24 protein-coding genes and 1 tRNA gene are annotated in these 20406 nt (G+C 38.1%); 23 read left to right on the forward strand and 2 right to left on the reverse strand.

Annotation, left to right across the window (positions count from 1 at the left end):
- Window positions 1–2 precede the first annotated feature (2 nt).
- The 12 genes from hisD (at window position 3) to V1L66_RS04780 (ending at window position 10701) form a co-directional block, all read left to right on the forward strand.
- Window positions 3–1277, forward strand: coding sequence for a histidinol dehydrogenase (hisD, locus tag V1L66_RS04725; protein WP_016993563.1), 1275 nt, complete (start codon window positions 3–5; stop codon window positions 1275–1277).
- A gap of 4 nt (window positions 1278–1281) precedes the next feature.
- Entirely contained in the window at window positions 1282–1881 is a 600-nt protein-coding gene (gene hisB, locus V1L66_RS04730; RefSeq protein WP_333003747.1) for an imidazoleglycerol-phosphate dehydratase HisB, read from the forward strand.
- Window positions 1878–2510, forward strand: a complete 633-nt coding sequence (gene hisH, locus V1L66_RS04735; protein WP_333003746.1) for an imidazole glycerol phosphate synthase subunit HisH — start codon at window positions 1878–1880, stop codon at window positions 2508–2510. Before hisB ends, hisH begins: the two co-directional genes overlap by 4 nt.
- Window positions 2504–3265, forward strand: coding sequence for an imidazole glycerol phosphate synthase subunit HisF (gene hisF / locus V1L66_RS04740; protein ID WP_016993560.1), 762 nt, complete (start codon window positions 2504–2506; stop codon window positions 3263–3265). The genes hisH and hisF overlap by 7 nt, the downstream gene beginning before the upstream one ends.
- Window positions 3262–3879, forward strand: a complete 618-nt coding sequence (gene hisIE / locus V1L66_RS04745) for a bifunctional phosphoribosyl-AMP cyclohydrolase/phosphoribosyl-ATP diphosphatase HisIE (RefSeq protein ID WP_016993559.1) — start codon at window positions 3262–3264, stop codon at window positions 3877–3879. Before hisF ends, hisIE begins: the two co-directional genes overlap by 4 nt.
- 90 nt (window positions 3880–3969) lie before the next feature.
- Window positions 3970–5493, forward strand: coding sequence for a tetratricopeptide repeat protein (locus tag V1L66_RS04750; RefSeq protein ID WP_258860819.1), 1524 nt, complete (start codon window positions 3970–3972; stop codon window positions 5491–5493).
- 161 nt (window positions 5494–5654) lie between these two features.
- Window positions 5655–6599: a thioredoxin-disulfide reductase gene (gene trxB / locus V1L66_RS04755; RefSeq protein ID WP_036078816.1), complete on the forward strand. Its 945-nt coding sequence runs from the start codon at window positions 5655–5657 to the stop codon at window positions 6597–6599.
- Between the two features lie 348 nt (window positions 6600–6947).
- On the forward strand, window positions 6948–7415 hold the full coding sequence (locus V1L66_RS04760) for an 8-oxo-dGTP diphosphatase (RefSeq protein ID WP_016993558.1): 468 nt from the start codon (window positions 6948–6950) through the stop codon (window positions 7413–7415).
- Window positions 7416–7424: 9 nt separating this feature from the next.
- A complete protein-coding gene (gene rapZ, locus V1L66_RS04765; protein ID WP_026023440.1) occupies window positions 7425–8318 on the forward strand; it encodes an RNase adapter RapZ in 894 nt (297 codons plus the stop codon).
- A gap of 4 nt (window positions 8319–8322) precedes the next feature.
- Window positions 8323–9318, forward strand: a complete 996-nt coding sequence (locus tag V1L66_RS04770) for a YvcK family protein (RefSeq protein ID WP_333003739.1) — start codon at window positions 8323–8325, stop codon at window positions 9316–9318.
- Window positions 9319–9383: 65 nt separating this feature from the next.
- Entirely contained in the window at window positions 9384–10331 is a 948-nt protein-coding gene (gene whiA, locus V1L66_RS04775; protein ID WP_036078812.1) for a DNA-binding protein WhiA, read from the forward strand.
- A gap of 112 nt (window positions 10332–10443) precedes the next feature.
- On the forward strand, window positions 10444–10701 hold the full coding sequence (locus V1L66_RS04780; RefSeq protein WP_004228023.1) for an HPr family phosphocarrier protein: 258 nt from the start codon (window positions 10444–10446) through the stop codon (window positions 10699–10701).
- A 54-nt stretch (window positions 10702–10755) separates the two neighbouring features.
- Here V1L66_RS04780 and clpP read toward each other — a convergent pair whose 3' ends face one another.
- A complete protein-coding gene (gene clpP / locus V1L66_RS04785) occupies window positions 10756–11346 on the reverse strand; it encodes an ATP-dependent Clp endopeptidase proteolytic subunit ClpP (protein ID WP_004228025.1) in 591 nt (196 codons plus the stop codon).
- A gap of 308 nt (window positions 11347–11654) precedes the next feature.
- Between clpP and V1L66_RS04790 the strand changes: the two genes are divergently transcribed.
- The 4 genes from V1L66_RS04790 (at window position 11655) to V1L66_RS04805 (ending at window position 14541) form a co-directional block, all read left to right on the forward strand.
- Window positions 11655–11729, forward strand: a tRNA-Arg gene (locus tag V1L66_RS04790).
- A gap of 497 nt (window positions 11730–12226) precedes the next feature.
- On the forward strand, window positions 12227–13021 hold the full coding sequence (locus V1L66_RS04795) for a basic amino acid ABC transporter substrate-binding protein (RefSeq protein WP_016993913.1): 795 nt from the start codon (window positions 12227–12229) through the stop codon (window positions 13019–13021).
- Window positions 13022–13111: 90 nt separating this feature from the next.
- Entirely contained in the window at window positions 13112–13822 is a 711-nt protein-coding gene (locus tag V1L66_RS04800) for an amino acid ABC transporter permease (protein ID WP_004228035.1), read from the forward strand.
- A complete protein-coding gene (locus V1L66_RS04805) occupies window positions 13819–14541 on the forward strand; it encodes an amino acid ABC transporter ATP-binding protein (RefSeq protein WP_048390865.1) in 723 nt (240 codons plus the stop codon). Before V1L66_RS04800 ends, V1L66_RS04805 begins: the two co-directional genes overlap by 4 nt.
- A gap of 51 nt (window positions 14542–14592) precedes the next feature.
- Here the strand turns inward: V1L66_RS04805 and V1L66_RS04810 are convergent, their stop codons facing one another.
- Window positions 14593–15207: a spore coat protein gene (locus tag V1L66_RS04810; protein WP_036078811.1), complete on the reverse strand. Its 615-nt coding sequence runs from the start codon at window positions 15205–15207 to the stop codon at window positions 14593–14595.
- 133 nt (window positions 15208–15340) lie between these two features.
- On the opposite strand from V1L66_RS04810, the gene V1L66_RS04815 reads away from it, so the two are divergent.
- The 7 genes from V1L66_RS04815 (at window position 15341) to gap (ending at window position 20080) form a co-directional block, all read left to right on the forward strand.
- Complete coding sequence (locus tag V1L66_RS04815; RefSeq protein ID WP_036078810.1) at window positions 15341–15922, forward strand: LemA family protein; 582 nt, start codon at window positions 15341–15343, stop codon at window positions 15920–15922.
- Entirely contained in the window at window positions 15922–16671 is a 750-nt protein-coding gene (locus V1L66_RS04820) for a TPM domain-containing protein (protein WP_333003731.1), read from the forward strand. The genes V1L66_RS04815 and V1L66_RS04820 overlap by 1 nt, the downstream gene beginning before the upstream one ends.
- Before the next feature lie 142 nt (window positions 16672–16813).
- On the forward strand, window positions 16814–17008 hold the full coding sequence (locus V1L66_RS04825) for a hypothetical protein (protein ID WP_255601261.1): 195 nt from the start codon (window positions 16814–16816) through the stop codon (window positions 17006–17008).
- Window positions 17009–17091: 83 nt separating this feature from the next.
- Window positions 17092–17325, forward strand: a complete 234-nt coding sequence (locus V1L66_RS04830; RefSeq protein ID WP_054549560.1) for a glutaredoxin family protein — start codon at window positions 17092–17094, stop codon at window positions 17323–17325.
- Window positions 17326–17586: 261 nt separating this feature from the next.
- A complete protein-coding gene (locus V1L66_RS04835; protein WP_004228055.1) occupies window positions 17587–17709 on the forward strand; it encodes a hypothetical protein in 123 nt (40 codons plus the stop codon).
- Between the two features lie 175 nt (window positions 17710–17884).
- A complete protein-coding gene (locus V1L66_RS04840) occupies window positions 17885–18937 on the forward strand; it encodes a sugar-binding domain-containing protein (RefSeq protein ID WP_333003729.1) in 1053 nt (350 codons plus the stop codon).
- A 126-nt stretch (window positions 18938–19063) separates the two neighbouring features.
- Window positions 19064–20080: a type I glyceraldehyde-3-phosphate dehydrogenase gene (gap, locus tag V1L66_RS04845; protein ID WP_333003728.1), complete on the forward strand. Its 1017-nt coding sequence runs from the start codon at window positions 19064–19066 to the stop codon at window positions 20078–20080.
- Window positions 20081–20406 lie beyond the last annotated feature (326 nt).

Raw genomic sequence — 20406 nt, forward strand, 5'->3', positions numbered from 1 at the left:
CGATGAAAATAACAAAGCTTGAAAAAGGCATTTCCTTAAAAAGACCACTTGAAGGAGGAAATGAGGAACAAATAAAAGTTGTGCGACAAGTCCTTTCGGATGTTAAGGTACAGGGAGATGCGGCGTTACGTACCTATACTGAGATGTGGGATGGCTATGTCCCTAAGAGTTTGCGCGTCTCTGAAGAAGAAATACAAGAAGCAGTAAGTGAACTTGATCCTCAACTTTATAAGGACTTAGCGGAAGCAGCAGAAAATATTCGCTTTTATCATGAACAACAAATACGTTCAGGGTATCGCCTAGAACTGGGAGAGGGTTCTTGGTTAGGTCAACGGGTAACGGCCTTAGATGCAGTAGGACTATATGTTCCAGGTGGTACAGCAGCCTACCCTTCATCTGTATTGATGAACGTGATACCAGCGCAGGTTGCAGGGGTGAAACGTATTGTTATTACTTCACCTGCAGGGCAGAAAGGGAAACTACCAGCAGGTGTACTTGTGGCGGCTCACCTTTTAGGGATTGATGAGATTTATAAAGTTGGTGGGGCACAGGCCATAGCTGCACTTGCCTATGGCACGGAAACAATTTCCCCAGTCGATAAAATAACAGGTCCAGGAAATATTTATGTGGCACTTGCCAAACGTGAGGTATTTGGAGAAGTGGCCATTGATATGATCGCTGGACCGAGTGAAATTGCTGTGCTGGCTGATGATACAGCCTATCCTGATGAAATTGCTGCAGACCTTTTATCACAAGCAGAGCACGATCCGCTAGCTTGCGCAATTCTTGTCACAACCTCAGAGCAATTAGCTAAAAAAGTAGCTGAGGAAGTAGAGAAGCAGCTGCTGAACTTACCACGTCAAGAAGTAGCGCGTGCTTCTATAGAGAAATTTGGGGTAATTTATGTAGCTGAAACATTAGCGGATGCAGTGGAAGCTATTAATTCATTAGCACCAGAGCATTTAGAAATTGTGACAGAAAATGCGGAGGCACTAGCTGAGCAAATAAGACATGCTGGCGGTATTTTTATAGGTCGATATAGTTCTGAGCCAGTTGGTGATTATTTTGCAGGGACCAATCATGTACTACCAACCAATAGTACGGCTCGTTTTGCAAGTGGCTTAAATGTCGATGATTTTGTGAAAAAATCAAGTATTGTTTACTATAGTAAAAAAACCTGGAGTGACAATGCATCAAAAATTGCACGTCTAGCGCGTATGGAAGGCTTAGAGGGACATGCTCGTGCAGTGGAATCACGTGGATGGGAGAAGGAATAGGACGATGACAGAAAAGAAACGATATGCAAAGATAGAGCGTACAACGAATGAAACGCAAATTTCAGTAGCCATTGATTTAGATGGTGAGGGCAAGGTTGATATCCAAACAGGCGTAGGTTTTATGGACCATATGCTTGACTTATTTATTAAGCATGGACTATTTAATGGCACAATACATGCTAATGGCGATACTTATATTGATGATCACCATACAACAGAGGACCTTGGTATTGTATTAGGTCAGGCTGTTCGAGAAGCACTTGGTGATAAAAAAGGCATTAAACGCTATGGTAACGCCTTTGTACCGATGGATGACGCACTAGCTCAGGTAGTGGTCGATTGTTCGAATCGACCTCATTTAGAGTATCGTGTGCCAGCATTAAAAGAAAAAGTAGGAACATTTGATACAGAATTAGTGCATGAATTTTTATGGAAATTTGCCCTTGAGGCAAGGATGAATGTTCACGTGATTGTACCTTATGGCCAGAATACACATCACATTATTGAGGCAATTTTCAAAGCATTAGCACGTGCGATTGATGCCGCAGTGGAAATTGACCCGCGTGTAAAAGGCGTACCATCTACTAAGGGGCTGTTGACGTGAAAATAGGTGTTATTGATTATGGTATGGGCAATTTATTTAGTGTGGAGCAAGCATTAAAACGGCTTGGCTGTAAGGTTATTATAACTGCTGATGAGAAGGCGTTAGATACAGCTGACGCACTTTTATTACCCGGGGTGGGTGCATTCCCTGATGCCAGAAAGCGTTTAGCTGAAACAAACTTAGATCAATATTTACAGAAGGTACAAAGCGAAAACCGTCCTCTTTTAGGGATTTGTCTAGGCATGCAATTATTATTCGAGCAAAGTGATGAAGTAACCCCAACAAAGGGGTTAGGCTTTTTCAAGGGATGTATTAAACGCTTTAGTGGTAGCCAAGAGGGCCAAGCATATAGAGTACCACATATGGGGTGGAATGAACTGATTGTGGCAAATCGTCCTGCATGGTTACACAATGAAGTATCAGCCAAGCATGTCTATTTTGTTCACTCCTTTTATGCAACAGATATAGTAGAATCAGAGCTTGTTGCCTATGCTGATTACTATGGCATTAAAGTACCTGGTATTGTGACGAATGGTTCTGTGACTGGCATGCAATTTCACCCTGAAAAATCAGGGGAATTAGGTGTTTATTTATTAGAGCAATGGTTGAAAGGTGTGAAAGCATGCTAACAAAACGTATTATCCCATGTCTTGATGTGAAAGAAGGTCGTGTTGTAAAAGGTATACAATTTGTCTCTATCCGAGATGCAGGAGATCCTGTAGAGCTTGCGAAGTTCTATGATGAACAAGGAGCAGATGAGCTTGTATTTTTAGATATTTCTGCTTCACATGAAGGTCGAGAAACGATGGTAGATGTCGTTCGTCAAACAGCGGCTACGCTTGCCATACCCTTTACTGTTGGCGGAGGCATTCGTACGTTGGATGATATGAAGCGTATTTTACGAGCAGGTGCTGATAAAGTTTCGGTGAATACATCCGCGTTGGAAAGACCTGCACTTATTAAGGAAGGCTCTGATTACTTTGGCGCACAATGCATTGTTGTAGCAATTGATGCTCGCTATAGTGAGGAAGATGGCACATGGATGGTTTATACACATGGTGGACGCAACAAAACATCTTGGTCAGCTATTGAATGGGCAAAAGAGGCTGTACGCTTAGGAGCTGGTGAGATTTTATTAACAAGTATGAATCAAGATGGAGAAAAATCAGGCTTTGATTTAGCCTTAACCAAAGCAGTACGTGAAGCTGTGACAGTTCCTGTGATTGCCAGTGGTGGAGCAGGACATGCCGAACATTTTTACGAAGTATTAGCACATGAGGTAGATGCAGATGCTGCACTAGCAGCCTCCATCTTCCATTATAAAGAAACGAGTGTAGCGCAAGTAAAGGAATACTTACGTGAAAAAGGAGTGGCGGTAAGATGATAGAGAACATTCAATTTGATGAGAGAGGTCTTGTTACAGCTGTAGTACAAGATGCCAATACAAAAGAGGTATTAACAGTAGCATATATGAATAAGGAGTCATTAGCTAAAACCATTGAATCAGGGGAAACTTGGTTTTATTCTCGTTCCCGTCAAGAGCTTTGGCATAAGGGAGCAACAAGTGGCCATACACAAAAAGTAGTGTCAATCAAAGCAGATTGTGATCAAGATGCGTTAATAGTGGAGGTTCTACCGACGGGGCCAGCATGTCATAATGGTACAATTTCTTGCTTCACTGAAGTCATTCAGCAAAATGAGAAGGTAGGCTCTATTGACATCATTTCTAAACTTGCTCGTGTCATCGAAAAGCGAGAGCAGGAAATGCCAGAAGGAGCGTACACTACATATTTATTTGATAAGGGTATTGATAAAATCTGTAAAAAGGTTGGGGAAGAAGCAACAGAGGTGGTTATTGGTGCCAAAAACCGAGATGCTGAGGAAGTAAAATGGGAGGCTGCTGATTTAATTTATCACCTACTAGTATTATTACAAGAACAAAAAGTAAGCATTTATGATGTTCTACATGTGTTGGAAAAACGTCACGAGGAGAAATAACAGCATATTATTGATTGTGTGGTATAATAGGAGATACTGTGTAAAGGAACGTAAAATACGTTCCTTATTTCTTGTTTCGGAGGAAATATATTGGAAAAGAAACGTCAAAATGAGACTCAATCGAATATAGTGTCGTTCATTCCAACAGGCGACTATTATTATAAGAAATCAATTCAAGCAATGAACAGTGGACAAATGAATAAAGCCTATAAATATTTACAGCGTGCGGTAGATTTAAGCCCCGACGATCCAATGATTATCTTGCAGTTAGCCATAGTAGAGTTAGAAGGTCAACGCTTTGAGGAAGCGTATGATCTACTTCGTCGCGCCTATCAAATTGATCCAGATAATCCAGAAATCATATTTTACATGGCAGAAGTATCAGGATGTGTGGGCATCATGCATGATGCAAAACGCTTCGCTGAAGAATATTTAAAGCTAGAACCTGAGGGTGCTTATGCAGATGAAGCGGCAGAAATATTAGAGTTTGTCGCTTTTGAGCAAGATGATTTTGAAGAGCTTGAAGGCTCTGGTGAGGATTTATATCGTCAGGAGCAAGCTCGTCGTTGCATGGAAAAGGGAGATTTTCCTGAAGCTATTACTATTTTAGAAGATTTAATTGAAGATCGACCAGCATTTTGGTCCGCCTATAATAATCTAGCACTCGCTTATTTTTATGTTGGAGAAGAAGAGCAAGCAAAGGCTCTCTTGCATACAGTGCTACGTGAAAATAAGGGCAATCTACATGCATTATGCAATTTAACGGTGATTGCGTATTATGAAAAAAATGAAGAGGATTTACAGGAACTGTTAAATGTTCTTGTCAAAATTCAACCCTATACTTGGGAGCATCGATATAAACTTGGGGCTACATTAGCCTTAATCGGCCAATATGAATTAGCCTATAAATGGCTGCGCAGTATGCAAAAGAGAGGCTATGTAGGAGATGCAGGATTTTACTTTTGGTTGTCGCATGCTGCCTATTTCTCAGGACATGAGGAGATTTCGAAAAGTGCTTGGGATCAGCTTCTAGAATTAGACCCAGACAAAGAGGGCTTTGAACCTTGGCGTCAACAAGAAAATGAATTTGGGCTTGATGCATTGGAGCATGATCGTGATTTTATTGTTGAAAAATTAGAGAGCACTTATACAAGTGAGCGCATTTTTGGCTTGTTTTTACTGAAAGGCACAGCGCATAAGCAAGAAATTATTGCCCATCCAAAATGGATTAATATTGAACAATTAGGCTCTTTTGAGAAATTATTTTTGGCTTATGCACTAGGACATGAATTTGATAAGAAAAACAAAGTAGAAGCAAGCTTTTTACGGTCAGTACAGGTCTCAGAAATTTTATTAGAACAGTATGGAAAGCTATCATCATTAATAGTACCTATGTTTCAAATGTGGTTTGTGCTATGTGAACAAGCTTTAGTAGAAAATTATCGTTTTACAAATCCAACAGCAATTGCAGGAGCAAATGATTATTTATTCAGATCTTCACAAATGCTCAAAGTGACAAAAAAGGAAATTGCACAGCAATATGGAGTATCTGTATCTACATTATCGAAGTATATTGATGAAATCTTAACGTTTTTGCCAAACAGTCATAATTAAAGTATGAGCAACATAGTTGAATAACTTTATACTTTCACATACGATGAACATACTAACGCTATCACCAATTTTTTCGTAGCGTCATTAATCTTCTTCTATAATGACGTTATGTGTATTGGTTGAATGAAGATAAAAAGTATTCTGTTTAGGGGGAAGTATTTATGTCAGAAGAAAAAATTTATGATGTAGTAATTATTGGTGCAGGTCCTGCTGGGATGACTGCTGCCGTCTATACATCTCGTGCGAATTTGTCAACATTAATGATTGAACGTGGCATTCCGGGTGGACAAATGGCAAACACAGAAGAAGTGGAAAACTACCCAGGTTTTGAGACAATTTTAGGACCAGAGCTTTCTACAAAAATGTTTGAGCATGCTAAAAAATTTGGTGCTGAATACGCCTATGGTGATGTAACGGAAATCATCGATGGAGAAGAATATAAAACAATTAAATCAGGCGCAAAAGAATATAAAACACGTGCTATTATTATTACAACTGGTGCAGAATATAAAAAAATGGGTGTGCCAGGTGAAAAAGAACTTGGTGGCCGTGGTGTCAGCTACTGTGCAGTATGTGATGGTGCATTCTTTAAACAAAAAAATCTTGTTGTCGTAGGTGGCGGAGATTCAGCGGTTGAAGAGGGTGTTTATTTAACTCGCTTTGCAGATAAAGTGACAATTGTCCACCGTCGCGATAAATTACGTGCACAAAAAATTTTACAAGATCGTGCCTTCGCCAATGAAAAAATTGATTTCATTTGGAATGCAACTGTCAAAGAAATCAATGAAGCGAATGGTAAAGTTGGCAGTGTAACACTACAATCAACTGTTGATGGTACAGAATCTGAATTTGCTACAGATGGTGTATTCGTCTATATTGGTATGCTACCTTTAACTAAACCATTTGAATCATTAGGTATTTTAAATGACGCTGGCTATATTTTGACAAATGACACGATGGAAACAAAAATCCCAGGTATCTTTGCAGCTGGAGATGTTCGTGAAAAATCACTTCGTCAAATTGTAACAGCAACTGGTGACGGTAGTATTGCCGCGCAAGCTGTTCAACATTATGTAGAAGAGCTATTAGAGAAGATTAATGCCTAACATGGCTATTTTAAGGAAAAAAATACAATTTTAATGTGGTTTTAATATTGCTGTAACTTGAATGACATATAAAAGGTGTATGATTAAAAATGTAATTAGCAATCCCCCTTTTATTTTGTTTAGTAGGTTGTTTCCGCCTCCATTAGGTGGGAGCAGCCTACTTTTTTATGTGTAAAAAATCAAATAATAATATCACGAAACACGTAAATTTCGCCCAAGATGAGATGGTTATCTTTGAATAGAACTAAATTGTTAATAGTCTGCGTACAAGAGTTGTAAATGAGGACAAATCTTACAAGGTCTTGTTATAATGAAGAGTAGAATGCAAAAGTGATTAGAGGTGTGCCTATGCAAAGAATTGCAAATTTAATTGCCGTAAAAGACGGTAAAGTATTATTACTTCAGAAACCAAGACGAGGCTGGTATGTAGCTCCAGGAGGGAAAATGGAGAGCGGCGAGTCAATCTTTGAGGCTGCTATTCGTGAGTTTCAAGAAGAGACAAATGTCACACCTTTACATGTTCATTTAAAGGGTGTTTATACGATGATCATTAAAGAAAACAATGATGTAGTGGATGAATGGATGCTCTATACATTTGTTGCAAAGGATGTAGATGGAGTACCATTTGAAGAAACAAGAGAAGGCAAACTTGCATGGCACCCAGTAGAGGATTTAGCACATTTGCCAATGGCTGAAGGAGATCGAACTAATTTACAATTTGCTGTTTCGCAATCAGGCATTCAGTATGGCACGTTTGACTATACAACGGATTTTGAATTACTTCATCAAAAAATACAAATTTCAAAAGAACAATAAAGGAGTTGCATGACAGTGGTGGTTGAAGGCCAACAAAGTACACATGAATTGGTTATTATTACAGGAATGTCTGGGGCTGGGAAAACAGTAGCTATTCAAAGCTTTGAGGATTTAGGGTATTACTGTATTGATAATTTACCACCTGCGTTACTTACAACTTTTTTAACCTTACTAAGGGATTCTGGTAAAAACAGTACTCGAATTGCAGCAGTGATGGATATGCGCGGAGGCGACTTTTTTGATGCTCTAATTGGCGCATTAGACCATATACTAAAAGAAGGCGATATTGTTGCTCGTATTTTATTTTTAGATGCAGATGATGCCACATTAGTCAGACGTTATAAAGAAACAAGACGTGCACATCCATTAGCAGTGAATGGTTTACCTCTAGATGGGATTAAACAGGAACGAGAACTTTTATCTGTCGTAAAAGGTCGTGCCAATTTTGTTTATAACACATCTAACATGAAACCAAAGCAATTACGTGAAAAAATCGTCAAAGAATTTGCGAGTGAGGCAGATACTATTTTTACCGTTAATATTATGTCTTTTGGCTTTAAACATGGAATGCCGATTGATGCAGACTTAGTGTTTGATGTTCGTTTCCTTAAAAACCCGTACTATGTGGAGGAGCTACGTCCAAAAACGGGTCTTCAAACGGAGGTATCTTCTTATGTGTTAGCGTTGGAAGATACACAAATACTAATACAAAAACTAACGGATTTATTAGACTTTATGATTCCGCTCTATCGACAAGAAGGCAAATCACAGCTTGTTATTGCTTTTGGATGTACTGGGGGCCAGCATCGCTCCGTGACATTAGCAGAATTTTTTGGTGCATATTTTGCGGGCAAGGAAAATACGGTTATTACGCATCGTGATATTAATCGTAGAAAGGAATGAGTGAATGGGGAAAAAGCAAACAAAGCTTGTGGTAATTGGTGGTGGCACAGGGCTTTCCACGTTACTTCGCGGGCTGAAGCATCACCCATTTGATATAACTGCTATTGTAACAGTAGCAGATGATGGTGGATCTTCAGGTCGTTTACGTGATGATTATGATATCCCACCACCTGGTGATGTACGCAACGTGATTGCAGCATTATCAGATATTGAGCCCCTTGTAGAGCAAATGTTTCAATACCGTTTTTCGGCATCTGAAGATTTACGAGGTCACTCCTTAGGAAATTTAATGCTTACAGCCCTTACTGATATTACCGGAGATTTCAGTCATGCTATAAGTGAGATGGGAAAGGTTTTAAAAGTTCATGGTCGAGTAATTCCAGCTGCTAATAAAAAAATCACCCTACATGCTGTACTTGATGACGGCTCAATTATAGAGGGCGAATCAAAAATCCCTACAGCGACCAAACGCATTAATCGCGTTTTTTTAGTACCTGAAAATGTGCAACCGTTACCAGAAGCTATTCGTGCAATACTTCGTGCAGACTATATTTTAATAGGACCAGGAAGCCTATATACAAGTATTATTCCGAATTTGCTTGTGAAGGAAATAGGAGAAGCAGTTGTTAAGGCTAAAGGAAGAAAAATATATGTTTGTAATTTAATGACACAAAAGGGCGAAACTATTTCTTATACAGCAGGCGATCATGTAACAGCCATACATAAGCATGTTGGCCATGATTTTATCGATTCCATTTTAGTAAATGATGAAGAACTACCGAACCCTGTAAAAGAATTGTATAAAGAAGAAAGAGCGGAACCAGTAACATTTGACGTAACAAAGCTTGAAAGTATGGGATTAGAAGTTATTAAACGGGACATTGCTACAATTCGACCAGATGGAACGGTTCGCCATAATGCTACGAATGTTGCGGAATGGCTGGTAGATTATGCTGATATTTACCATCAAAAAGTAAGAGGACCAATAATAGAAACATAATGGCTTTATTGTATATGGTAAGATGAACATATACATAGAAATCATGATTGAAAGGGGGGCGTGATATGTCTTTTGCTTCTGAAACAAAAAAAGAATTGACACAAATAGAAGCGGACGATCATTGTATGAAAGCAGAAGTTTCTGCCCTAATTCGTATGAATGGTTCATTATCCTTTGCAAATAAACAACTAAGCTTAGACGTGCAAACCGAAAACGCTGCAATAGCCAGAAGACTATATACGATTATGAAAAAATTGTATCCGTACAATGTGGAATTACTTGTTCGAAAGAAAATGCGATTGAAAAAAAATAATGTGTATATATGTCGTGTAAGAGAAGGTGCGCGTGAGCTATTAATTGATTTAGAAATCATCTCAGACGACTTTCAATTTAACCATACTATCTCAAGAAAGCTCATTCAAAAGAGTGGCCAAAAAAGAGCTTATTTAAGAGGAGCCTTTTTAGCAGGCGGTTCTGTCAATAATCCAGAAACATCGGCTTATCATTTAGAGGTTTATTCTTTATATAAAGAGCATGGTGAAGCATTAATGGATTTGATGAATGAATTTGAACTCAATGCCAAAACAATCGAACGTAAAAAAGGCTTTGTGACGTACTTAAAGGAAGCGGAAAAAATTTCAGATTTCCTTAATATTGTTGGCGCACATCAGGCTATGATGAAATTTGAAGATGTTCGGATTTTGCGAGATATGCGTAATAGTGTCAACCGTATTGTGAACTGTGAAACTGCCAATTTAAATAAAACCATTGGTGCAGCATTACGGCAGGTAGAGAATATTCGATTTATTGAAAATTCAATTGGTCTTGATCAACTACCAGAGAAGCTTCGTGAAATAGCTCGTCTCCGTGTTGAATACCAAGATGTGACATTGAAAGAGCTTGGTGAAATGGTATCTAGTGGAACGGTTAGTAAATCTGGTGTTAACCATCGATTGAGAAAAATTGATGAGATTGCGGATGCATTAAGGCGTGGTGAAAAAATAGGTGGTTAAGTTATCATACTTTTCAGGTATGAATGTCATGCTAATCGCTTATTGTTCTTTTGCCTGTAAGTAAGGTAAGATAAAACTAATAGATGAACGGTAGTGAAGGGGAGTTTTGAGAATGATTGAGAGAAGAGTCCAGGTTAAATTAAAATTAGGACTACAAGCTAGACAAGCAGCACTATTTGTGCAGGAAGCAAATCGTTTTAGTGCTGATATCTTTCTAGAAAAAGACGAGAAAAAAGTAAATGCCAAATCCATTATGGGTGTCATGAGCTTAGCAGTTGCTAAAGGTACTGAAGTGACTTTAAGCAGCGAAGGTAACGATGCTGAGCAAGCGGTTACAGCGTTGGCAACAATTATTGAAAATGAAGATTAACATTCAATAAATACAAAAGGCATCACAGAGCAATTCTGTGATGCCTTCTCTTTTTTATTTATTATCGCTACGATGCATAATGTGGTCAATTAAGCCATATTCTTTTGCACGTTCAGCAGTCATGAAGTTATCACGATCTGTGTCTCTTGCAATGACTTCAAGTGGTTGACCAGTGCGTTCAGATAAAATGCCATTTAATTTTTCACGTAAGAATAAAATACGTTTAGCAGCAATTTCAATTTCTGTCGCTTGCCCTTGCGCACCACCTAGTGGTTGGTGAATCATAACTTCAGCATTTGGTAAGGCAAAACGTTTACCAGGTTCTCCAGCTGCAAGTAGGAAAGCACCCATTGATGCAGCCATACCAATACAAATTGTTTGTACCTGTGGTTTAATAATTTGCATTGTGTCATAGATTGCCATACCAGCCGTAATGGATCCGCCAGGTGAATTAATGTAAAGAGAGATATCTTTATCTGGATCTTCTGCTTGTAGGAAAAGAAGCTGAGCGACAATGGAGTTGGCAACATTGTCATCAATGGCACTTCCTAAAAGGATAATACGGTCTTTAAGTAGACGTGAATAAATGTCATATGCACGCTCACCACGACTAGTTTGTTCAATAACTGTAGGAATTAAATTCATGTTAAATCCTCCTTAAAAAGCTAAATTCGAATACCTTTGCTGAAAATTTTCCTTTGTTTTTCAGCTGTATCCTTATCATACACATTATAGTCAGGGAAGGTCAAATATTAACCCTGCTAAAGTGAAATTAAAAAAATAAATTGTTTTTGCAATCTATGGTTGAATTATATAGGATAGGCTTGTATAATGATTAAGGTTATAAGGTTTAAAGTACAGAACACTATTTTGCAGGTATGCTTCAAAAATGAGGGTTATCTACATCATGCTTTTCGTAAGCCTAGAGTGAGTACTTTTTTTTTGTGTCTTTTGCCCTCGTGGTGTAATGGATAACACGTAAGATTCCGGTTCTTGCACTGGGGGTTCGATTCCCTCCGAGGGCGCCATTTTACTGATTAATTGATATACTGTTATAGCTCATCTCCTAATAAGTAGTTTAGCAGCCTGCTTACTGGAGATCGAGAGGAAGAATAGGGAATACTGTCCTAGTTGGCATTATTCCCCTATTTATTCCTTTCAAACCTTCAAAAAAGCAACAACTCCAAATTATTTTTTAGTGAACATACTGTACGTGAGACTAGCAATAGTCGAAAAAAAAGAATCCTATCTGAGGGGATTCTTTTTTTTTGCCTAAATTTATCGAAATTTGGCATGGTTCTCATTGTATATATATTAGTTTTAGGTTTATTTTCTTGTTATTTATACATGTTTTTTCAAATTATATGAATTTCATATAAATTTATATGAAAAAATATTTAGTTTTATGCGAAAAGTTGTTGTCTAAATACTATAATGTTAATATAATTGACCTAATAGTCTAACATTTCCGAATTGCGAAAAATAATACGTAATTTGGAAAATTATCGAACTAGGGGGAAATATAATGAAAAAAACAGGTTGGATGTTACTGATGATTATTGCGGCATTAACATTAGCGCTTGCAGGATGTGGTACAAAAGATGGGGCATCTTCAGGTAGCTCTTCTTCAGAAGATGGTGGAGATGGCAAAAAGGTCTATAAAGTAGGTACTGAGGCCACTTTTGCACCATTTGAATCTGTTGACGATTCAGGGAAAATTGTAGGGATTGATGTCGATATTCTACAAGCTATTGCAGATGAGATGGACTTTGAGGTTGAGTGGAATAATATTGGATGGGAGCCAGTGTTCCAAACAATTAAAAACGGTGAAACAGATATCGGTGCTTCAGGGATCACAATTACAGAAGAACGTAAAGAATCGTTTGATTTTACAGAACCATACTATGAGTCTCAGTTATTAATTGTTGTGAAAGAAGATTCAAAAATTAAATCTCTTGATGAATTAAAAGATAAAAAAGTATCAGTACAAATCAATGCTACTGGTCATATGGCGGCGAAAAAGCTTCAAGGGGAAGCAAGTACAAATATTATGGCTTTTGAAAGTCAGCCAATCGCTATTCAAGAGATGCTAAATGGTAATGTTGATGCAGCTATCGGAGATAACGCAGTCGTTTATGAATATATTAAGGCTCATCCAGATCAAAAACTTAAAGTAATTGAAGATGACGCATTCGAAAAAGAATACTATGGCTTCATGGTTCAAAAAGGCAATAAAGAATTACTAGATAAATTAAACGAAGGTCTTAAAAAGATTAAAGAAAACGGTAAATTAAAAGAAATTACAGGTACTGATTTTTAGTAAGAAATGAATGACATGATGCTACTAACATAGTAACTGTGCTAACGGCTCATTTATTAATCGTAATTTAAAGGGGAATGGGGTTTTCGGATGGACATCTTTGACTTACGCTGGGACATTGTCTGGAACTACCGAGATATGTTTATACGAGGTATTGGCGTAACACTTATTTTGACACTTAGTGGTTATTTTGGCGGTATTCTATTAGGGCTATTTTTAGGCCTTGGAAAATTATCGAGTAAAAAATGGATCTATTGGCCATCTAAACTATATATCGATTTATTCCGTGGAACACCGATGCTTGTACAAATCTTGTTAATTCACTTAGCAGTTATTCCAACAATTTTTGGTCATTCTTTAGGTTATATGGTATCAGGGATTACAGCGCTTATTTTAAACTGTGCTGCTTATAATGCAGAAATTTTCCGTGCAGGGATTCAAAGTATTGCAAAAGGACAAATGGAGGCTGCTCGCTCTCTTGGATTAACGCATAACCAAGCGATGCGTAAGGTCATTTTACCTCAAGCATTTAGACGGATGATTCCACCATTAGGAAATGAATTTATCGCATTATTAAAAGATTCTTCACTCGTAACAGTAATTGCAGCACCAGATATTTTATACGCTAGTAAGGTCGTAGCTGGTGCAAGCTTCCGCTTCTGGGAACCGTATATCGTTGCAGCATTATTATATTTAGTTTTAACATATGGTGTAACGAAAATTGTGGCATTTATCGAGAAACGATTTAGCAATAGCTATGTCCCTCGTAAAGCTAAGGTAGAAGGGCGGGAAGCTAGATGATAAAAATTGAAAACCTACACAAATACTTTGGCAAGCTTGAAGTATTAAAAGGAATCGATTATGAAATTCAAGAAAAACAAGTTGTCTGTGTTATTGGGCCGTCTGGTTCAGGAAAAAGTACATTTCTCCGTTGCATCAATATGTTAGAAGAAGTAACGGATGGTGCTATTTATATTGAAAATGTAAAAATTAATGATCCTAAAACGAATATCAATGAAATTCGCGCTGAAGTGGGTATGGTGTTTCAACAATTTAACTTATTCCCGCATATGACGGTTATTGATAATGTCACGATGGCACCTATGCAAATTCGTAAAATGAATCGTACAGACGCAGAAGCTTTAGGACATGAGCTATTAAAAAAGGTCGGGCTCGACAGCAAGGCCTATAATTATCCTGAGCAGCTATCAGGTGGTCAGCAACAACGTGTGGCGATTGCTCGTGCCTTAGCAATGAAGCCAAAAGCTATTTTATTTGACGAGCCAACTTCAGCACTTGACCCTGAAATGGTAAAAGAGGTGCTAGATGTTATGAAAAATCTAGCAGCTGAAGGGATGACAATGGTAGTTGTGACACATGAAATGGGCTTTGCTCGTGAAGTTGGTGATCGAGTAGTCTTCATGGATGGGGGCTATATTGTAGAAGAAGGGTCTCCAGAGGAACTATTCGGCAATCCACAAAGCGACCGTACGAAAGCGTTTTTAGGAAAAGTATTATAAAGCTGAAAAAGCGAACGACATGCTCGTTCGCTTTTTTTGTGCTGTTCTTATTTAATGAAGGGGATTAGATGTTGTGTCGTATGCATTCAGCATCGCTTGCATATCCTGTTGAGAGTACTGAGGCACCTGATAATAGCCGTGTTTATTTTGATAAATGGATAATTCGTATCCCATTTCGATACAGTTAGGAATACTATCCGCAACAACGCGACGAACTACAGGGTTTGTTGTCTCCAACGCAGCAGTTGTCATGCATTTTGCTGCTCCTTTTTGAGCGCCAAGTAAAAATCCAGAAATGGCTTCATCATTGATTTCATTTGCGTTTTGCATTGGCTTTTTTGGTTGACCAGGATTTAGGCCATATTTGAAGTCATTTCCTGTTTCCATTTGGTAGCGTCCTGTTGGAACAGATGGATCGTGTCCTGTTTTGAAGGATTCTACGATCGTATTGTACATACCAAGAGTGAAATTATATTGGCGATCCAAAATATTGAGTAATTCAGGATCTTTTACATGGGGACGCAAAATAATCGCTTGGTTCATACCTGCAATAATTTCGCCAATTGTTTCATGCATGTCCATCATTTCATGTCCACCATGATTTAGGCTATGTTGTTGATTGAAATTTGTTTGGTTTGATGATTCATTGTAAAACGATTGTGACAAAAAAAACGCCTCCTCAATAATTTTTTGTTGCAGTATTTAGTATGTCGTGTCAATTCAATTTCATACGGTATAAATGTAAAGGTAAAAATGTAGACTAAAGATAGAAGGAAATGCAAGTCAAGGAGGCTTAAAATTGAAAAAGTTACTTGGACCAATTGGAATAATTGTCATCATTCTTGTTGTAATCGCCTTATTATTTATACCTAAATATAATAGCCTGGTGACAGCCGAGGAAAATGTTGATTCTAAATGGGCACAAGTTGAAAATCAGCTCCAACGTCGCTATGATTTGATTCCCAATCTAGTGGAATCTGTGAAAGGCTATGCGAGTCATGAGCAAGAGGTGATAGCGAATATTACGCAGGCACGTGCACAAATGGGAAGTGCAAGAACACCAGAGGAGCAAGCTGTTGCCAATGATGCTTTAACTGGTGCTCTTAGTCGTTTACTAGTAGTGGTAGAAAATTATCCAAACTTAAAGTCAGATGCAAACTTCCGCCAGTTAATGGATGAGCTAGCAGGTACCGAAAATCGTCTAGCTGTAGCACGTGAGGATTACAATAATGAGGTGCAACAATTCAATAAACATGTTAAACGTTTCCCGGGGAATTTAATGGCAGGAATGTTTGGCTTCGAACAAAAAGAATACTTTAAAGCCGCAGCAGGAGCTGACAAAGCACCATCTATCGACTTTAGCCAATCGGGTACCCATTAATGAAACGTTGCATTGTACAGATGATCATCGTTTGTTCGGTGCTTCTTTTTTTCTCAAATCTAGCGAAAGCAACGATGCCGTCACCTATGAAAAATACGTATATACATGACTTTGCTAATGTCATTTCGGCGAATGTCAAAGAAGAGATAAATCATTATTCCGAGCAATTGGATCAAGGCACAGGGGCTGAAATCATGGTTGTCACAATTGATAGTCTTCATGGACAAGAACCGAAAATGTATGCGACAAAATTGATTCGTTCATGGGGCATAGGAGATAAGGAAAAAAATAACGGTGTCTTGATTTTAGCTACCTTTGGTCAAGGGGAAGGAAATAACGACGTTGTAATTGCAGTGGGCCAGGGATTAGAAGGAGCATTACCAGATGGTAAATTAGGACGCATTTTAGATAATGCATTTTATCCCTCAGCAAGTATTGGTAATTTAGATCAAGCTTTTCAAGCAACTTATTCTGAAGTTTTTCGCGCTGTTGCCCAAGAGTATAATTGGAACGGTGATTTGCCGGCGCAAACAAAAGAAGAGGATGACATACCCACTTGGTTAATTATCCTAATCATTATCATTGTTATTATTATCTATTCATTCTTTTCGAAAGGTGGCGGAGGTCCTCGCTCTGGAGGCTATGGCGGTTATCCAGGTAGTTTTGGTGGAGGACATTCGAGTAGAGGGAGCTTTGGCGGGTTTGGTGGGGGATCTTCTGCTGGTGGGGGAGCAAGCAGGAAATTTTAATAGAGGTAATGGCGAACTATTCTATTTAGTTCGCTTTCATTTTGGCTAAATCAAAAACCTCTCAATTAATAATGCTAGAATTGTTATAATTTAAATATATCGACAATCGGTATAACGTAAACTGATATAGGGAGGAATCATTTTGAAAAAAAGATTTTTATCTGCATCGTTAGCAATTATTTTAACAACCTCTGTAGTTATTCCTGCAACAATGCAAGATGTTCGTGCTACCAATGAAACAAATAGCAGCGTAATAGCACAAGAAGAACGTGTGTCAGCGCAGGAATTTTTGAATTTAGCTGTAACAACTTTAACATTCCAGCACGGCTCAGGCTAAGACAGCTCAAATAACCATCATCAAAGAATAGTAGCCATTTCTTCATTGCCACATCGTTTATAATAAAGGAGGAGGTGCTATCTATGAAAATTAAATTTTTTAGTAGGGCGAATTGTCCTTTATGTGTAGAAGGGCTACAGACATTAAAGCTTGTTCAGGAAGATGTTCTATTTGATATTGAAATAATTGATATAGAGCAGGATGATCGTATACATGAAAAATATATGCTAATGATTCCGGTAGTTGAAAAAGAGGGTGTCGTCATTCAGTATGGTCATTTAGATTATGCCACGTTAATGGAGCGATTAGGCAGTTAATCTACTGAAAGTATAAAGAATTATTAACGGTATAAATGACTTTATTATTAGCTGTCATTCTCACAATTCACAAATTGTTCAATGAAAGCGGTTTGAATTTGAACAGTTTGTGAAGACCTTCACATTAGACTTTCTTTTCCTAAAAATCGGAGTAGAATAGGTATCAAGTAAGAAGTTGTTATAAAACAGTTTAGCAAATGTATCACAAATTTTAGTGGTTGTTATATTACAAAAATGAATGATGTGAAGGGAGATTTTACAATGTGGGTTATTACAGTATTTGAGAAAAAGGACGTTCGTATTTTTGAATTTACAAATAAAACTGAAGCAACAAAAGCTTTAGAAGGTTTTAAAAAGAACGCCATTTTATCTTTCACTAAATAAGTTCAACAAAGTCTTGTAGCTGTTTTTAGAGCTATGAGGCTTTTTTTTATCCAGAACAATACAACTACTTGCACTTTAAAACAATGCATATTATAATAAAACCATAAGTGGGACACAAAATAAATAAGTGGGTTAAAAACAAACCCACCACTATTAATTAGGGGAGTAGATAGATATGTTAACTGTTCCAGAGGCACAGCAAAGGCTACTTCCTGAAATGTATCCGCTTCTGCAAGCAAGATATCGAATATTGCAAGCCGTTCAACTTATGCAACCAATCGGACGACGTACACTAGCTGATTCACTGAAAATGACAGAAAGAGAAATACGCAAAGAAACTGATATTTTACGTGAACAAGGGTTATTAGATGCGCAAAAGTCGGGTATGGTATGTACAGATGATGGTGAAATAGTCATTGAAAAATTAAGAGCTATCGTTTATGAATGGTCTGGTTTAACCCAGCTTGCAAAAGTGCTTGAAAGCCACTTTGGCATCCAACGTGTAGTCGTAGTTCCTGGTGATTACAATGAGGATCATACAATCCTAAGCATGCTAGGCAAAGAAGCAGCATTGCAATTTATGTCGGCTGCTTTTGATGAGCAAGTTGTAGCTGTCACTGGTGGAAAATCTGTTGCCTCACTTGCGCAGTTTTTACATCCTTTAGACGGACAAAAGGATATCACTTTTGTAGCTGCACGCGGGGGGATTGGACATGAAATGCAAATGCAGGCCAATACACTTGTTGCAACATTTGCCATGCAAATGGAAACACAATACCGTACTTTATTTTTACCAGAGCATTTAAGTGAGCAAGCTTATCAAGCGATGCTAACAGAGCCGATGGTAACAGAAATGATGGCCTTCTATGATCAAGCAGATTGCGTCATTCATGGGATTGGCTCTGCAGAGGAAATGGCGATTCGTCGTAACTCATCTCCTGAGGATTTACGAATTCTTGAGGAAAAAGGCGCTGTGAGTGAGGCTTTCGGCTATTATTTCAATGCCGACGGAGAAATAGTACATCGTATACGCACAATTGGTATCCAGCTTGAGCAGGTACAAAACAGTGAGCAGATCATTGCAGTTGCAGCAGGAAAACAGAAGGTCAATGCAATGCTTTCTTATTTCAAAGTAGCACCTAAGCAAACCATATTTGTAACAGATGAAGCAGCGGCCAAAGCAATTGCTGCTAAAATATCTTCTATAGAAAATAAGCATCTTGAATGATGGCAAAGTTGTAAACATGTCACTCGATCTCAGAAAGTGCTAAAGCATTTTTTGAATGAGCATAAAGTAAATTTTGATGTCTCTATTCATAGAGACAGACATCACACATTATTGGAGGAATTAACAATGGCATTAAAATTAGCGATTAATGGATTTGGACGTATTGGACGTTTAGTATTTCGTGAGGCAATGAAGCATGATGAATTTGAAGTAGTAGCCGTAAACGACTTAACAGATGCTGGTCAGCTTGCGCACTTATTGAAATATGATTCAGTACACGGTATCTATGATGCTGAAGTCAATGCAGATGAAGATTCTTTCGTAGTAAATGGTCAACGTGTAAAAGTATATGCTGAAAAAGATCCTGCCCAATTACCATGGGGCGAATTAGGCGTAGATGTAGTGCTTGAATGTACTGGTCGATTCCGTTCAATGGAAGAAGTAGGCAAGCATATTGAAGCAGGGGCGAAAAAAGCGATTCTATCGGCACCAGCAAAAGGCGCAATGCCTACATTTGTTATGGGTGTAAACCATGAGGATTATAACCCAGCAACTGATGATGTGATCTCCAATGCTTCTTGTACAACTAACTGTCTAGCACCAGTAGCTAAAGTGCTTGATGAGAAATTTGGCATTGAACGTGGTATGATGACAACAATTCACTCTTATACAAATGACCAACGAATTCTAGACTTCCCACACTCTGACCCTCGTCGTGCACGTGCTGGAGCGGTGTCTATGATTCCAACAACAACAGGTGCAGCGGTAGCTGTATCAAAAGTATTACCACAATTAAAAGGTAAGCTAGATGGTTTCTCTATGCGTGTGCCAACGCCTAACGTATCATGTGTTGACTTAGTTGTAGAGCTAAAAGCAGATGTATCGAAAGAAACAATTAATGCAGCATTAAAAGAAGCTTCTGAAAATGAATTAAAAGGCATTTTAGATTACAATGAGCTACCATTAGTATCAATTGATTATAACGGTAACCATTATTCTGCTACGGTAGATGGCCTTTCAACAATGGTGTTAGAAAACAAAATGGTGAAAGTTTTAGCTTGGTATGATAACGAAATTGGTTACTCTACTCGCTTAATGGACCTAGCTTTATACATTGCTGAACAAGGCTTAAACCATAAATAAGTATCATATTTCGACATTTTGAGTAAAAAGTGTGACATATTACTGCTTTTTATGCACAAAAAGTATAGCCTTTATAATATCGAATAGATATAATATACAAGGGTATTGGGAGTAAGGGATAACCCTTACTCCTTTTTTTCTAGATTCAGCAGAAAACACCCACCTTTATAGGTGGTGAGATGCATACACAAATGACTCTCTTGGTTCATTGGTGTCCGATCACGACTGAATCAAGATAAAAGCCTCAGCGAATGTCACGGATTTTGAAGAGGAATGTTTCAAAGCAAGTTCTAAAAAAATCTGGACACAATTACGCTGAGACGTAA

It is taken from the genome of Lysinibacillus sp. IITD104, from assembly GCF_036698265.2.
Classification (GTDB): Bacteria; Bacillota; Bacilli; order Bacillales_A; family Planococcaceae; genus Lysinibacillus; species Lysinibacillus boronitolerans.

Excerpts from the sequence above, each read along its gene's own strand:
- V1L66_RS04795 (WP_016993913.1), top strand. The coding sequence starts at position 12,227 with ATGAAAAAAACAGGTTGGATGTTACTGATGATTATTGCGGCATTAACA.
- hisD (WP_016993563.1), top strand. The coding sequence starts at position 3 with ATGAAAATAACAAAGCTTGAAAAAGGCATTTCCTTAAAAAGACCACTT.
- rapZ (WP_026023440.1), top strand. The coding sequence starts at position 7,425 with ATGACAGTGGTGGTTGAAGGCCAACAAAGTACACATGAATTGGTTATT.
- V1L66_RS04770 (WP_333003739.1), top strand. The coding sequence starts at position 8,323 with ATGGGGAAAAAGCAAACAAAGCTTGTGGTAATTGGTGGTGGCACAGGG.
- gap (WP_333003728.1), top strand. The coding sequence starts at position 19,064 with ATGGCATTAAAATTAGCGATTAATGGATTTGGACGTATTGGACGTTTA.
- V1L66_RS04800 (WP_004228035.1), top strand. The coding sequence starts at position 13,112 with ATGGACATCTTTGACTTACGCTGGGACATTGTCTGGAACTACCGAGAT.
- V1L66_RS04760 (WP_016993558.1), top strand. The coding sequence starts at position 6,948 with ATGCAAAGAATTGCAAATTTAATTGCCGTAAAAGACGGTAAAGTATTA.
- trxB (WP_036078816.1), top strand. The coding sequence starts at position 5,655 with ATGTCAGAAGAAAAAATTTATGATGTAGTAATTATTGGTGCAGGTCCT.
- hisF (WP_016993560.1), top strand. The coding sequence starts at position 2,504 with ATGCTAACAAAACGTATTATCCCATGTCTTGATGTGAAAGAAGGTCGT.
- V1L66_RS04805 (WP_048390865.1), top strand. The coding sequence starts at position 13,819 with ATGATAAAAATTGAAAACCTACACAAATACTTTGGCAAGCTTGAAGTA.
- V1L66_RS04780 (WP_004228023.1), top strand. The coding sequence starts at position 10,444 with ATGATTGAGAGAAGAGTCCAGGTTAAATTAAAATTAGGACTACAAGCT.
- V1L66_RS04840 (WP_333003729.1), top strand. The coding sequence starts at position 17,885 with ATGTTAACTGTTCCAGAGGCACAGCAAAGGCTACTTCCTGAAATGTAT.
- V1L66_RS04835 (WP_004228055.1), top strand. The coding sequence starts at position 17,587 with ATGTGGGTTATTACAGTATTTGAGAAAAAGGACGTTCGTATTTTTGAA.
- V1L66_RS04820 (WP_333003731.1), top strand. The coding sequence starts at position 15,922 with ATGAAACGTTGCATTGTACAGATGATCATCGTTTGTTCGGTGCTTCTT.
- whiA (WP_036078812.1), top strand. The coding sequence starts at position 9,384 with ATGTCTTTTGCTTCTGAAACAAAAAAAGAATTGACACAAATAGAAGCG.
- hisIE (WP_016993559.1), top strand. The coding sequence starts at position 3,262 with ATGATAGAGAACATTCAATTTGATGAGAGAGGTCTTGTTACAGCTGTA.
- hisB (WP_333003747.1), top strand. The coding sequence starts at position 1,282 with ATGACAGAAAAGAAACGATATGCAAAGATAGAGCGTACAACGAATGAA.
- V1L66_RS04830 (WP_054549560.1), top strand. The coding sequence starts at position 17,092 with ATGAAAATTAAATTTTTTAGTAGGGCGAATTGTCCTTTATGTGTAGAA.
- clpP (WP_004228025.1), bottom strand. The coding sequence starts at position 11,346 with ATGAATTTAATTCCTACAGTTATTGAACAAACTAGTCGTGGTGAGCGT.